General features: G+C 34.7%; 9 protein-coding genes and 1 tRNA gene. 1 reads left to right on the forward strand and 9 read right to left on the reverse strand.

The genetic code is table 11. The features are described 5' to 3' along the window. The 7 genes from A8143_RS06475 to A8143_RS06500 form a co-directional block, all read right to left on the reverse strand. Nucleotides 1-777 carry a LytR/AlgR family response regulator transcription factor gene (locus tag A8143_RS06475; protein WP_066757297.1) on the reverse strand — a complete coding sequence of 259 codons (777 nt, stop codon included), beginning with the start codon at nt 775-777 and terminating at the stop codon, nt 1-3. A gap of 382 nt (nt 778-1159) precedes the next feature. After that, on the reverse strand, nt 1160-8833 hold the full coding sequence (locus A8143_RS06480; protein ID WP_066757301.1) for a hypothetical protein: 7674 nt from the start codon (nt 8831-8833) through the stop codon (nt 1160-1162). 344 nt (nt 8834-9177) lie between these two features. Continuing rightward, the gene (locus tag A8143_RS17375; protein WP_083261252.1) at nt 9178-9363 is read right to left on the reverse strand and encodes a GIY-YIG nuclease family protein; all 186 of its coding nucleotides are present in this window, start codon (nt 9361-9363) and stop codon (nt 9178-9180) included. 112 nt (nt 9364-9475) lie between these two features. Further along, on the reverse strand, nt 9476-9784 hold the full coding sequence (locus A8143_RS06485; RefSeq protein WP_066757309.1) for a GIY-YIG nuclease family protein: 309 nt from the start codon (nt 9782-9784) through the stop codon (nt 9476-9478). A gap of 44 nt (nt 9785-9828) precedes the next feature. Beyond that, nucleotides 9829-9902 (reverse strand) — tRNA-Asn (locus A8143_RS06490). A gap of 424 nt (nt 9903-10326) precedes the next feature. Beyond that, nucleotides 10327-10779 carry a single-stranded DNA-binding protein gene (locus A8143_RS06495; RefSeq protein WP_066757311.1) on the reverse strand — a complete coding sequence of 151 codons (453 nt, stop codon included), beginning with the start codon at nt 10777-10779 and terminating at the stop codon, nt 10327-10329. A gap of 85 nt (nt 10780-10864) precedes the next feature. Beyond that, on the reverse strand, nt 10865-11770 hold the full coding sequence (locus A8143_RS06500; RefSeq protein ID WP_066757313.1) for an N-acetylmuramoyl-L-alanine amidase: 906 nt from the start codon (nt 11768-11770) through the stop codon (nt 10865-10867). A 107-nt stretch (nt 11771-11877) separates the two neighbouring features. Here A8143_RS06500 and A8143_RS06505 point away from each other — a divergent pair, with 107 nt between their 5' ends. Beyond that, nucleotides 11878-12282 (forward strand): hypothetical protein, encoded by a 405-nt coding sequence (locus A8143_RS06505; protein ID WP_066757315.1) that lies wholly within the window; start codon nt 11878-11880, stop codon nt 12280-12282. On the opposite strand, the gene A8143_RS06510 is transcribed toward A8143_RS06505, so the two are convergent. Beyond that, entirely contained in the window at nt 12257-13822 is a 1566-nt protein-coding gene (locus A8143_RS06510) for an O-antigen ligase family protein (protein WP_066757318.1), read from the reverse strand. The genes A8143_RS06505 and A8143_RS06510 overlap by 26 nt on opposite strands. A gap of 2 nt (nt 13823-13824) precedes the next feature. After that, nucleotides 13825-15486, reverse strand: a complete 1662-nt coding sequence (locus tag A8143_RS06515; protein ID WP_066757327.1) for a S41 family peptidase — start codon at nt 15484-15486, stop codon at nt 13825-13827. Nucleotides 15487-15500 lie beyond the last annotated feature (14 nt).

Raw genomic sequence — 15500 nt, forward strand, 5'->3', positions numbered from 1 at the left:
TTAAAGTGATTTAAGCGTTTTAACAAAATTAGAAACCCTATTACGCGCCACGGCAAGTAGTTTTCCGTTTTTTAATATTGCAAAATGACCATCTTCATTCAAATATTCCTTTAGATACTCCATATTCACAATATGCGATTTATGAATTCTATAAAAGATAGAAGGATCTAAAATTCCTTCATAAATTTTAAGGGTCCGGGTATCCAAATAACGAGTACCATCTTTGAAGTAAAGCACAGTACAATTACCAGAAGCCTCTAAATACATTATGTCGTGTATATCAATTAATTTTATTCCTTTAGTATGGCTTATGGCTACTTTATTTCCAAAGCCTTTAGATTCCATTGAATTCGATAGATTTTTAATTGATTCAAAATAGGTCTCAAAATTTTCTGGATTTGAAGAGAAAGATGTCTTCGCTTCTTTTACCTTTTCCACTGCCCTTACCAAATCATCAATATCAACTGGTTTTAAAACGTAATGAATTGCGTTAGCATTAAACGCACGTAGTGCATAATCCTTAAATGCTGTTACGAAAACAACTAGAAAATTTCTATTTTCGATTGACTCAAGTAAATCGAACCCCTCTGAACCACTCGGCATTCTAATATCTAAAAAAACGACATCGGGATTTGTTGATTCAATAACATCCTTGGCATCTGTAATATTGCCAGCATCACCAATCACTTCAACATCCTCGCAAAACTCATTAAGCAACATAGTCAAGTTTTTTCTTGCTAAATCTTCATCATCAACGACAATCGCCTTTAATTTCATACACCTTATGTTTTAATTTATACTAATCTAATTCAACAATACAAGGGATAATATCAATGTATCACCTTTGGTACCAAGAGTATTAAATAGATTCTAAACCTAAAAATACAAATTAGTATGGAATACCATTAAATCTTAAATCGATACATTTCACTAAAAAGATACAACTCTACGCCTATTTTCATTGATAAATTTTGAATCTATCTCGTAACTTGTTCTTGAAACATGAAATTTTACGCTTATGATTAATATGTTACACTTGGCTGAATTACACCGTATTTGGATTTTTAATGACAATGGTAATTAAGAAAAAAATAAGTAATTCAAAAAAAGAGGAGCACATCAAAAATGGCTCCTCTTTTTTATTTTTATGCAATTGAAACTAATTCCTTCTAAATCCTCCAACTTGCTGACCACTTCCTTGTTTATTCTGTTGAATGCCTCCACCAACCGGTTTTGCGACTTGCGCCAATTCATAGGTTATTTTATAGCTTGTTGTTGCGGATAAATTACCATTTTTAGCACTAATTCTAACCGAGTTCGCCCCTGCTTTTAAGTCAACCGTGGCAATAAACTCTCCAGTTTGAGCATTATATGTAAATGCTGTCGATTTTGTTCCATTGACAGTAAAAGTGATATCATTTTTTGCGTTAACGTTGGTCAATTTGGCTTTCACAACATATGTATTCTTTTTTACAGTGGTTGAAGAACTAGACGGTGCAACTTTTGTTATTACTGGACGTTTTACCGTTTGCTTTACCACCTTATTCTCGGAGCCACCTCCTTTATTACCTTGAGGTAAAGTTACCTTCTGCACAACTTTTTTATAAGTAATGGAGTAAGTTAAAGCTGCCTTTTTATCTCCGTTAACAGCATTCACTCGAATCGTATTCTTACCTTCTTTTAATCGTAATACAGCAGACATTATTTTTGTTGAAGAACTAAAGGTAAAATTTGTAACATTTACCCCATTCACATTCAATGTCAAACCACTCTTAGAGGCCACATTTAGCGCTTTTAGTTTCAGCAAGTAACTCGAATTGTCAGTTGAAGCAACACTTGAACTAGGAGTTATACGTTGTAATTTTGGGGTCAAAGACTGCTGTTTAATTTGCTGATTTGTACCACCCGGATTACCTACATTTTGCACTTTATTTTGAACAGAAGCTTGATAGGTTATATAATACGTATAATCCACTTTATTACCATTATTAGCTTCAATTTTAACTAGGTTTACACCATTTTTTAGTTTTAAGATCGCTGAAAGTTGATTGGTATTTGAACTGTATACAAACGACGCATACTTACTGCCGTTTACATACATTGTAATATTAGATTTACTTGAGACATTTTCCACCTTAGCTTTCAAATTGAAGGTTTCTGTTTTCACTGTTGATTTATTACTTGAAGGCGAAATTGGAGTAATTACCGGAGCAGGTTGAGCTTGAAACATTTTATTGTCACCTGGATCATTCTCATTGTTTTGTTGATTTACCTTATTGCCAACAGTCCCGCCATTAGGACCTCCAGGCATAATTGGTTGAGAATAAGTGATCATATAAGTTAGTGTTTCAGAGCTACAATCATTGGTTAAGACAAATTGCAAACTGTTCATCCCTTTGATGAGTGTTAATCCGCTCAATGTAATTTGATCTCCTGCAAAATCAACATCCACAACCTTCCCATTAAATACAGCCTTAATATTCTCTTTATCTTTTACATTACTTGTATTCAATACGATATTATATGGACTTACTGCCGTTGAAACACTCAACCTAGCTGGTGTAATTAATGTGTAAGTAATTGGAAGACAAGGGTTAGTTTCGCCGCAAATTCCATCCCATTTAGGATTTGGAAAATACTCCCCGTAAGGTTCTCCAGCCGCACCTACATTACATCCAGATCTTACCCAGACACCGACTATGCAAGCTCCTAAACTCGTCCCAATTGGTTCAAACGAACCTGTAAATTCATCAATATCTTCAACAACCATAGTGGTTCCATTATTCAAATTAAGAATTACATTGGTAATTTCTTTATTCGATGTTACATCAACATTCTTATGATCATCTGCAAACGATACTGAAATCTCAGGATTACAATCTTCTTCTTTAACCACATAGGTGATTAAAAAGTCGACCTCAGCAGAACCACAATCATTCGTCAGTACTACTTCAACAGCATTAGTTGGTACAGAAATATATGGAACTTCTACAAAAACAGTTCCTGCTGAATAAGTAAAATCAGTTGTTCCACCGTTCACTTTTACTGTAATTTGGTCCTCACTCACATTTCCAACAGCAACCGATACAGTGTAGCTATCTCCTTCAACCTCAACACTAGATTCCGTCGGCGCTATAAGAGAATATGTTGGTGCCAAGCATGGTGGATTTAGAATTAATTCAAGTTCTTCCGAAACGATTTCACAACCGTTTACAGCAATTTGAATTTCATTAGACCCTTCATTTAAAGTCATCGCTGCTTGTAACAGATGTGTTTCACTATTAAACTCAAATGGCACAGAAAGACCGTTTAACTTTAACGTTATATCACCGGCATCAGCAACATTAAACAAACTTGCAAAGAATACTAAACTTTCTTCAGTTAACTCTGCACCATCCGTTAACCCATTAATAACTATACTTGGTGATTCGCATGGATTATGGTTAATGGAGAAAATTATAGACTCTTTACTACAATCATTTGCAAAATTAATCATCACATTATTCGACCCTTCAATTAAAGAAAACTCAGGGACATCAATCACTCCTTCACTAAAAATAGCCGAAACTTCTTCGCCGTTAACAAAGGCCTTTACAGTCTCAGGGTTTACATGACCTGTATTAATTCGAACGGCTGTTGTAGCTTCATCAATATCGCTTGTTAGATTTGTTGGCGAAACCAATGAATAAGTTACTGGAACACATGGTTTAGCATAATTCACCTTCAATTTCTTAACTGCTTTTTCACATCCGTTTGCCACCACTTCAATTGTGTTAACACCTTCTATTAAAGTGAATGTTGCAGTTAAATTTCTTGTAACGGCATTGAAAGAAAATGGTTTTGAAACCCCATTTACAAAAACTTCGATTTTAGCCGCATTCTCAACTTCAGCTACATTAGCCGTAAAGTTATATGTCGAAACTTCAGAACTTATCGGGTTGGCACTCAAATTAATTTTCGGTGCGGTACAATCATCATGTTTGATTGTATATTTAATCGTTTCTGAACTGCAATCGTTTGCCAATTCAACCGTGATTATATTTGCTCCATCAACAAGATTAATTCCGTTGATTGATAACAAATTATCAGTGAGTGAAAAATCAATTAAATCACCATCTTTTCGTACTGCAATTCCTTCTTCCGAAACATGTTGAACAAGAAGGCTAATATTATATATTGCTTCTGCCGAAGAAGTCGAAAGTCCTTCAGGATTAGTCAACGTATAAACAAGAGGCTCGCAAGGAACAGTGTATGTTAGTTCTGTTGACACTTTTACTAATTCACAACTATTTGCGATTATTTCTATACTATTTTCTCCTTCCGACAACGTTAATTCAGCATCTATAGCGCCAGTCGATGGATCATATACAAAATCCGCTGGCACCCCGTTGAATAAAACTTGTATTTGATCAGCACTAACATGTTGAACATTGGCTTCCAAATTAAAATTTGGTGTTGTAATAACAGATGGCATAACGCCCAATGTAATAACTGGTTCAACACAACCGTCATAGTTAATAGTATAGTTGATTATATCAGAACTACACTCATTTGTAAGTTTCACAACCAATGCATTTACTCCGTCCACTAAGGCGATGCCTTCAATAGAAATAATTTGAGACTCACTATTATAGACAAACGGATGTATTACTCCATTCAATTTCACTTCAATTTCCTCAGTATTCTCTATTCCAACCACACTTAACGAAACTGAATAACTTTCTTCCACCGCAGTGATATTTGTACTTGCAGGGATTAATAAACTATGCGAAATAACAGTACAAGGCACTTCGTAAGTGAGGGAGGCAGATTGATTTATTGTTTCACAACCGTTTGCCGTTACTTCAATCGAATTTGCACCTTCTATTAAAGAAAGATTGGCTGATAATAGATGAGAAGCAGGGTTAAAATCAAAATCAATTGCCTCTCCGTTCAGTTTTACAACAATATCATCACCGCTAGAAATATTAGTTACCACGACATTTAATGCAAAAATATCTTCTGACACTACCTTTCCAGGCCAAATTTCATTGATAATAATTACAGGTGGTTCACATCCATTATAAGTGATATCATATGTTACGAGAGATTTACTACAATCATTTGTGAGGTGAACTTGAATAGCATTTGCACCATCAACCAAAGTCAAATCATTAATTGTAATATTTCCAGTAATTGGGTCAAAAGTTACAGGAACAGTAACACCATTATTGGTCACAGAAATTTGTTCAACAGAAGTTAATCCAGTAGCGTTTAAGCTAATATTAATATTTTCTTCTGTAGCCGTGAAAACATTTAATGAAGGCGTCAATAAATTAGTCACGATAGGTTCACATGGTATTTCTCGTGTAATGTTAATAATACGCTCAGCGCCTCCACATGCATTTTCAGCCCTTACTATAATACTATTTAATCCTGTATTAATTGATGCTCCTAAAGTTAAAACACCTGTCGCTTCATTATAGGTAAAAGCTTGAGAAACTCCATTTAACAGAACTGATATCTCTTCGGAACTAACCTCTGATACATTTGCAGAGAAAATGATCGATTCTTCATCAACCACAGAACCCGAAACTGGTGACACAGAAGATATTACTGGTATATCACACACCTCCCTTTGAATGGTAAATATTTTAATTGCCGAGCCACATTCCGTTGTAGCAGTAACAACTACAGAGTTTGACCCTAAAGAAAGCGGTAATTCATTTAAAATTACAGAACCTGTGCCTGCATCAAAAGCAAAATCTACAATCACACCATTTAATTGTACTACAACTTCATCTTTTGCTGCTATGTGATTAGAACTTAATGATAAGTTAATTAACTCTTCTTCAGTCGTTATTATTGAAGGTCCAGCGGCTGTCAATGAAGGTTCGTAACATGGAGCATCTGGAGCATCATAATTCAATGTAAAGGTAGCTTGATTAGTACCACAATCATTCGTAACTATAACTGTAATGGCATTTGAACCTTCTAAAAGCGTAACACCTTTTGAAGCAATTGAAGTAGCCGGATTATAACTCATATATCCCTTACTTACACCATTCAATTTAAGTTCGACAATAGTTTCAGCAGAATGATTATTAATTTGTGCATCAATTGTCACGTTTGGCTCGTCAACTGTTGAATATGGAACTGGAGAAATATACCCTACTGTTGGAATAACACAAGGATTTTCATTCACTACGTAATTGATTACTGCAAGATCTTCATCAGCACCATCTCCGTTTTCCACGCTAACCTCAAAAATATTACTTCCTGCAATTAACGATGCATTATAAACAATCTGATGTCCGCCTACAAAACTATAAGCAGCATCTGGAATAAGTTCACCATTTTGCTTAAATACTATTTGACTTTTGGCGTCAATATTTGTGGTATTAGCTGTTACTGTATATGTCGCAGTAGCTGCTAAATAAGGTGAAGTTGATGGGTTTATAAACGCTACGGTTGGTGGTGTAGGATTGACAGGTTTTTCGTATATAATGAAACGCGTTTTTGTATCAGATCCAACTGCATTTGTTCCTGTAATTGACACGCTATTCGAACCTTCGTTTAAAACAAGAGGAAGATTTAAAATTTTTGTGTAAGAATTGTACGTAAAAGAAAGGGTTGGAACACCATTAACATTCACTGTAATATTTGATTCATCCGTGACATTAAGTACTGACGCAACAAGGTTAACATTTGGTGTACCAAACACCATATTATCAATTCCCGGATAGGTGATATTTACAATTGGCGGTGCCTGAGGAATTGTTCTTTTATATATTATTGTGGTAGTCGCAATATCCGAACCATATCCATTCACACCTTTTACCTCAATAACATTAGATCCCTCTACCAAACTCGTGGTAAAATTCATCAAGTCGGACGATGTACTATACGTAAACAATTCCGTTTCAACCCCATTGATTTTTAATGTTATGTCTTCAGCACTATTCACATATTCTACCTTTGCCGAAACATTATACGATGAAGTATAAACTGTAATAGGGTTTTCAATTGGATCAGTGAAGTTTACAATAGGAGGACGAGGTGTTTCAGGTTTTGTGTAAATTATGGTTGTTGACGCATAATCAGAACCTGCTGCATTTACTCCTGTAATTTCAACAAAATTAGCTCCCTCAATTAGACTAATATTAAAATAAATTTCTTTTGTAGATGTATTAAATGTATAGGATGTAACGTCATTTCCATTTAATTTTATTGTCAAATCTTCTTTAGTTGCAACGTGCAAAGCATTTGCTCTAACTCCTAATAACGAAACCGTGGTGTAATGAGGGTTTTCGCTTGGATTGGTAAATGACACAATAGGCGGTTGAATTTGTGCTGGTTTCTCATAAATAATGTGAACCGTTTTACTGTCACTTCCAGCTTCATTTGTTGCTGAAACCGTTACAGTATTCGTACCTTCAATAAGATTTAAAGACGCGTTTAATACTTTTGTACTTAAATTATAATTAAACACATTTAGGTTTACCCCATTTAAATAAATGTCAATTTGGGCTTTAGATTCTACATTAAGCACCGTTGATACCAACCCAAACACATTTGAATTAGTTACATAAGGTGTTGAAGGAGGATTAGTAATTGTTACAATTGGAGGATTAATTGGCTCCTCTTCTTCTTTATAAACGATGATTACAGCTTCATAATCTGACCCCGCTTCGTTTGTTCCTGTAATTTCAAACAAATTTTGTCCTGGGTGTAATACAACAACACTCTCAAATTTATCGGTAGATGCGTTATAGGAAAAATTGGTATTTAAATTACCATCTTGCTTAAATGTAATGTTCGACTTATTTTCGACATAATGAACATTTGCTTTTAACCTAAATGTATTTTCAGTCGTTGTATATGGACTAGAACTTGGGTCAAAAATATCTACTATTGGTTTTTTCCTGGTTACAGGTTCATTAACAATGGGATCTTCCTTTTGATCAAAATCATCAATATTCACCGGTTCTTCTACCTCTTCGTCATCATAAACACGAGACTTTGGATTGAATAAATGAAATTTTAAAGTAAGTCCAGTATAATGATAGCGATCATTTAAATCAGCTGCAACACCAGCATTGGTATTCGGCATTCCATCAAACAAATTTGTTCTTGTCCAAGTTGTTTTATGCTCTATACCTATAGCAACTGCCGGATGAATTTGTTTACTCAGACCCACACCAAAACTTGGCATCCAATCAATTTCATACTCTGCAAAATTTCCAACTAAATCTGTTTCATAATCTCCATCTTGAAAATTTAGGACACCATTTTGAGATGCCGAACCAAGTGTTTCATAGTTATAAATACCACCTGTCTCTTCATTTAGCATATCGCTAGCTGTATGGTAACCAGTAATTCCAATTCCACCAAAAGCATAAAGATTCCAACCTGTTCTTTGTCTCCATCGGTTTGTATTTAATACAAGTTCAATTGATCCTTTTAACAAGTTAGTTTGATAATTTGGAATGAAATAACCGAGTGAATCTTGATAAGTTTTCAAAGGAGAATCTTCATAATTCTCCAATCCAACAGTAGAAGTACTATCCAGATTATATCGATTTGTTGCCTGGCCCATGATTTGTGCATGCAAAAAGCGGGCACGAATATCCCACGAAAACATTTTATTTGGCTCCATGCCATATGATTTTCCAAAAGTTAAACCATACCCTCCTCGAATTCGATAGGGGACCTCAGTCTGACTTGTCCATGTTGCTCCTGCATTTAATCCAATGAACCATCTCGAATCACGCTGATAATTGACATTATCTTGAGATGTCCCTTGAAAAACTGTTAAAAATAGAATTGCAAATAGTGTAAAATATTTTCTCATACGCCTTTATTAAATGTTCGACCTTTGAATGAAATTCTGTGATTTAAAAAAAAGATAACTTTTGAAGGTCTATTACATTTTTCGTACCAAAGATAAAAAATTGGACATTAAGGGGTTAAAAATAAGGAATGAAATGACCAAATTTACATTAACATAAAGTTTAGATTAATTTACTCTCAACATGAAACATCAATTGTACCAAAGCCCTTATTTATAACTTATTAAAATACGCTAGGGATTGTAATGACAGCTTGCTGAACAATTTATATTCTTGAAGTTCAATAGGAGGGGTGACCATGGAACCCCCTACTATTGAATACTGAAAGCTATAGAATTGAAAGCAACTACAATGGAAAGCCCGTTAAAGCGGCCAAAAAAACGGCTGCTATTGTCCAAGGACGATGCTTTGAAGTATACGTATTTCGTTTGGAAGTATTATGTGAGTTAAACCGAGATTTCCAATCATTTGTACTACCGACATAGTACTTATCCCGCTTTGATGAATATAATATGTAAACAAAATATGGCATACTAAAAAACCCCAATAGTCAACGACTAATGGGGTTTATTTTGCTCCTTTCCGAAGGCAATTTAAATCGTAAACGATAAAATTTGTCGGAACTCGAACCAAGGACCCTCTGATTAATCCCGTAGGTACGAGACTCTAACCAATTCGGATAAATAACCCGTTGGACAAAATTCAACATCTATTAACCGTTCAATTAACTTTCGACTCTTTTGTTTTTTAATAAATTTTTCAATTTGCTCGGCTTTGGATCGTGTGTCACCTGCCTTAAAAACGGCTGCTATTGTCCAAGGACGATGCTTTGAAGTATACGTATTTCGTTTGGAGGTATTATGCGAGTGTAACCGAGATTTCCAATCATTTGTACTACCCACATAGTACTTATCCGACTTTGATGAATATAATATGTAAACAAAATATGGCATACTAAAAAAACCCCAATAGTCAACGACTAATGGGGTTTATTTTGCTCCTCCTCTTGGGCTCGAACCAAGGACCCTCTGATTAACAGTCAGATGCTCTAACCAACTGAGCTAAGGAGGAATTTATTTCCTGTATTTAAACCTCTTTTGACCCTCTGATTAATCCCGTAGGTACGGGACTCTAACCAACTGAGCTAAGGAGGAATTTATTTCCTGTATTTAAACCTCTTTTGACCCTCTGATTAATCCCGTAGGTACGGGACTCTAACCAACTGAGCTAAGGAGGAATTTATTTCCTGTATTTAAACCTCTTTTTGACCCTCTGATTAATCCCGTAGGTACGGGGCTCTAACCAACAGGGAATTGGTTTATTTTTTTGCTAATATTCTTTCTAAGCGTAGAAAAATTTTTAACAAGAAGTTTTCAATACTGCTATAAAAAAACCGTTGTTTTTCCTTAAGCGAGGGCAAATATAAACAAATTAAATCTAAGCAAACAAAAAAAAGGAGAAAAAAATTCTCCTTTTTTTTAATTTGTTTTTTTCATTAATATGATTCGTGGGCTAAAGCGACTGATTCATTGTCACTTTCATCATTTTCATCTTCTTCTTCATCTTCGTAATAATCCTCATAATTTTTATAAAGATTAGTCGATTCGCTGCTTGCTTTGAGAATATTTGTTTTAGAAACATTCAGTCGTATCTCTGATTTCACTGTTTGATCATCTTGAAGATAACCCTTAGCAAATGGTGTTCCGACTACTTCAACTAAGCAACCTTTTTTGAGAAAGTCTAAAATTCTTAGGTTTGTTCCATCCTTTTTCCAAATTGTACAATTCACCCAAGTTGTTTTTGTTTTCTGTTCACCAGTTCTTTTATCTCGCCAATTTTTATTGTGAGCAACTGGAAAATTAAGAGCAAGCACACCTTTATCCATTTTTCGAACAACGGCGTCTTTACCGATATTACCGATTAATCTTGTTTCAAATACTGTAGCCATATGTGTATTGTTTCGAGTAGTTCGAGCAATTTAAACTAAAAATACGGGAATTCAAAACGATTAATAGCTAATTTTAATAGACCAACTATTCGAAATACACGACAAAAGCATCGTTAAAGCCATTTGATTGCACAGATTTCTGGGCTTTTTTTGCGTCTTTTTTATTCGAAAATGGCCCTACGTAATATTTATACTTGTACATGCTTGTACTTTCAACAAAAACGCGTTCAACTGAATAATCTAATTTTTTAAACTCTTTAATTTCAGTATCAATTTTATCAATAGAAGCCATTATTTGCACCTTATAATGTGGTTCATCTGGTTGGTTGGTTTGATCTTGAGGTGGGCTAAAGTCAATTTTAGGATGTTTTGCCTTTAGAAACTCGCGCGTTGCCCGGAATATAGCTGAAGCAATAATTTCTTGACCATAAACAGAATTTAAGTATTTGCCTTCGCTCGTATTTGTAATAAACCCGCACTCCACTAATACTGTTGGCATTTTAGTGTGTTTTAAGACTTGTATTGAGTGTCCTATATCTGCGGCCGTTTTAACTCCCCTACTTTTTCTACCTGCACGGGTTTTAAACTGCTCTTCAATTAGCCGAGCCCATTTATAAGAAGTTTTAGCATCAAAATTATGTATATGCGTTTCTGTTCCGTAAATATTTGAATTAGGACTACCATTCACATGCACACTTAACATGTAATCTACTTTATTATTATTGGCTTGATCTACTCGCTCATCAAGTGTTGGATATATATCTGTCGTTCGTGTATATAGCACCTCAACATTAGACAAATTATAAGTCAAATAATTCCCCACTTTAAGCGCAATTTCAAGAGCAATATCTTTCTCGTTCATCAAAGTATCTTTCAATGGCAGGTGACCAGGATCTTTACCGCCATGACCGGGATCTATAAGAATTGTAATTTTATTACATAAGGCATTAAGCACAAAGAAGTTGAGTAGGATAGTAAAAACCAATTTCATAGTGTAGCGTAAAAAAGGGAATAAACGGCAAAATTAAACTTTGTTTTATTCGATATAATCTTGACCTTTATGAATAATTCAAAGCAGAATGTTTATAACCAAAATGGATGAGAGTTGTTAGGTATCAAATTATTTGGGGAAATACTTACATGTTGTTTGGCGTATTATTTAATCTATTGTTCATTATATCATCCATAATCCTCAAGGATTTAAATATTTTAATTAATGTTATCGGAGGAGTTATTATTTTTTCGATTGGTTGGGGGATGCGCAAATTTCCTTATTTGAAATATTCAAAAAACGAAATACAAGTGATCAATTATTTTGGCTCAATTCGTAAACACTATACATTCAATAAGAAATCCGAAATTGTCATTGTTCAAAACAATATCTACTTAAGAACAAAAAAACTAAAAATAAACAAGTGGATGACCAACAAGGGGGACTGGAATCGTTTTCTATCCTTCTACGATACAGAGGCAGATTTTATGTGCGAACTTCTTGATTCGTAGAATCTCTATACAAAGCAAGGGCATAAAACAATGCGAAAATTGTTACTCCCGCTTGCGTTTCAATCAAATCCTGAAAGAGACATGATACAAAAAGACCGATTAACACGAAAAGAACAAAAAAGTCGAACGCTACCTCGAACCAAGGCGTTATAAATAACAAAAAGAATAGGGTAAATCCTACCACTCCTAAACTAACCCAAATGGTTAAAAACTGATTATGGGAACGGTGCTGATTCTGGAGCGATAAACGCGTATTCATTTCTTCATATACTTCATAAAACTGATTTTGGACATCCCCATTACCAACTCCAAATAACCAACTATTTTTTAAAATATTAACGGCAGCTTTAAAATGCTCTGCACGTTGTAAAATCGAATTCCCATTTGGATCACCTCCATTTTGATAGATACGGTATTCCATAAAGAAACTTGCCAAACGAGATTCAAATCCTTTATTTAAAGCAATACTCGTTTGACCATTTTCAATATTTAAAATTTCATCGGGCGTAAGTTGATAAACTCCAGCAGAATCTTTTCTATACCCTTTAGATGTTAAAAACCTCATTAATGTTCCAAACATTGGTTGACCTTTGCGATCTAACGAATCGTATGGGATTGTTGCTCTACTATTCCAGGCATTTTCCATTTCCTCTTGTTGAACATATTGCCATACATAATTACCGTTTTCCATTTGATGGTTGGAGGTGTCGTGAAAATAAGGGTTATTATTCTCTGTGTATAAATCGAGCTGATGAATTGCAATTTCTTCATTCTCTATGACTTTAGTTTGCCGTATAGAATTATAGCTTGCGACAATTACGAATAAGAGCGCAACGAACCATGATACTTGACTTACTTTACGAAATTTAGGGTTACTGATTTGATTGAGCAGATAGAAACTCGAAACGATAAAAAGTAAACCGAAAATTAGGTATCCATTTATAATCTGAGATTTGTATAAATAAAACAAGAACCAAACCATTAAAGGCCATGCAATCCAAGACATTATCCGTTTCTTTAACAACAAGTAAAGTGACGTAAAAAAAGCGAAGTTAACAAGTAGTGAAAACCTAACATGCGAAATAAAAAATGACATCTCTCGAATATCATTTTGTTGTTCCAAGTAGAGGTTATACCTTAAAAAATTAAACCCTGATGTGAAGAATACGACACCTAAAAAAACGTAAAGCAGAAAATGAAAATGTATTTTAGAAAGGGGTTTTGATGTTGCTAGGACAAGTGGAATTACAATAAAAGGCAGTTTAATTCGCAAATCTTTAAAACCATAAGAGAGATCATCACTCCAAAAAAGTGAGATTGCCAAAAAAGCATAAAGCAAAATAATCCACCAAAGTGATCTTTTTGTCCGCAACTTTGCCCAGTACGACTTATACTCAGCTTGAATTAGCCAATTGGAGAAAATCCATATTGTTCCGATACTCATTAGGACGTTAGATAGAGCAACTCCAACAACCAAAATGGTTAAAGCGGTAATTCTAAGGTATAAATGGGCTGGTAGATTTAGCCATTTATCAAACATGATTAATTTTCTATTTTCAAGATGCTATTATAACGACTTAAATCGTTTAATATTTCAATTGATTCAAGAATAAATTCATCTTTGACTAGACTATGTTGAATTCTTCCTTTTTGATAATAATAGCGACCAATAATTTCATCCGACAAAAGGGGAATAATTTCGGTTTTATATTTTTGAAGATCTTCAGATTTGGAAGGTTTTAATTTATCCATCAGTGCTTGATATTCCTCCTTTACTTTCTCAAATGAAGCTTCATCTTGCGCGGCTTCCTCCACTTTTTTTAGCAACTCCAAAGATACCGTTTGATATTCGAAATCTTGTTGCAGCACAAAATTGGAAAAATCGGAATATATTTCATCCGTTATTTCAAAATTACGAGGATCATTTATTGCTTCATTCTCTTTTTCAAACTTGGTTGCATAATCAAAAATGATATTATTCAGAACAAGATTAGCGGTTAATGCTGCAAATTCTTTTTCATTAATATGCACATCTGGTTCAACTCCTCTACCATCTATGACTTCTCGTCCGTTTTTAGTTTTGAATTTATGAAGTAAAGAATCAGAAATTTCGCCCGCACTAGAACCTGTTTTACGGTGTGTATAATCCAGTTTTTGAATACATCTACCACTAGGTGTATAGTATTTAGCTATGGTAACTTTTACCTTTGCATTGTACTTTAAATCCAGCGGTCGCTGAACCAACCCTTTACCAAAAGAAGTTTGACCCAAAACCACTGCACGATCCAGATCTTGCAAAGCTCCAGAAACAATTTCACTTGCCGATGCTGAACCTCCGTCAACTAAAACCACTATAGGCATCTTTGTATCTTCAGGTTTTAATACAGCTTTATAAGTTTGATTAACGGAAGGATCCCTACCTTTAATGGAAACAACATCAGTTCCTTTATCGATAAACATATTCACTATTTTAACAGCTTCAATCAATAATCCACCTCCATTTCCGCGCAAATCAAAAATTAGCTGTTCCATTCCTTGATTTCCTTTTAAATCTTTAAAGGCTTCCAAAACATCAGCTCCTGCCGTTTGGGTGAACGAACCAAGTTTAATATAGCCCACTTTTTCGTTGACCATTCCGTAATAAGGTACAGGACTAAATTTTATTTCTTCACGGGTTAATGTCTTGACAAGTTCACCACCATCCCGCTCAACTTTTACCTCCAAAGAGGTACCGGGTTTACCCTTTAATTTTTCAGAAACTTCACTTGTCGATAACCCTTCAACGCTTTTCCCATTAATTTCCAGGAAAATGTCTCCTGCTTTTAAACCCGCCTTTTGCGCTGGAAATCCTTCATGAGGATCGACCACCATGACTTGGTTATCGTTTTGACGAATGATAGCACCAATCCCACCGTATTGACCGGTTGACATCAACTTAAAATCTTCAATCTTAGATTCTGGAATATAAGTTGTGTAGGGATCTAGTTCATATAACATTGCATCAATAGCCGCTTTCATTAATGCACCAGGGTTTGGCTCATCAACATAATTTAAATCAACATTTTTATAAACTAATTCAAAAAGTTCTAGATTTTTTAACAATTCAAAATCAGCATTTTCTTGCGCCTCTATCTCAGGCTGAGCATTTAAACCGAAAACCAAAAAAGTTAATACGGTTGTTAATAGAAGCTTTATTCGTTTCATGATCATAAATTCGT

The sequence above is a fragment of the Crocinitomix algicola genome (genome assembly GCF_001661595.2).
GTDB lineage: Bacteria > Bacteroidota > Bacteroidia > Flavobacteriales_D > Crocinitomicaceae > Crocinitomix > Crocinitomix algicola.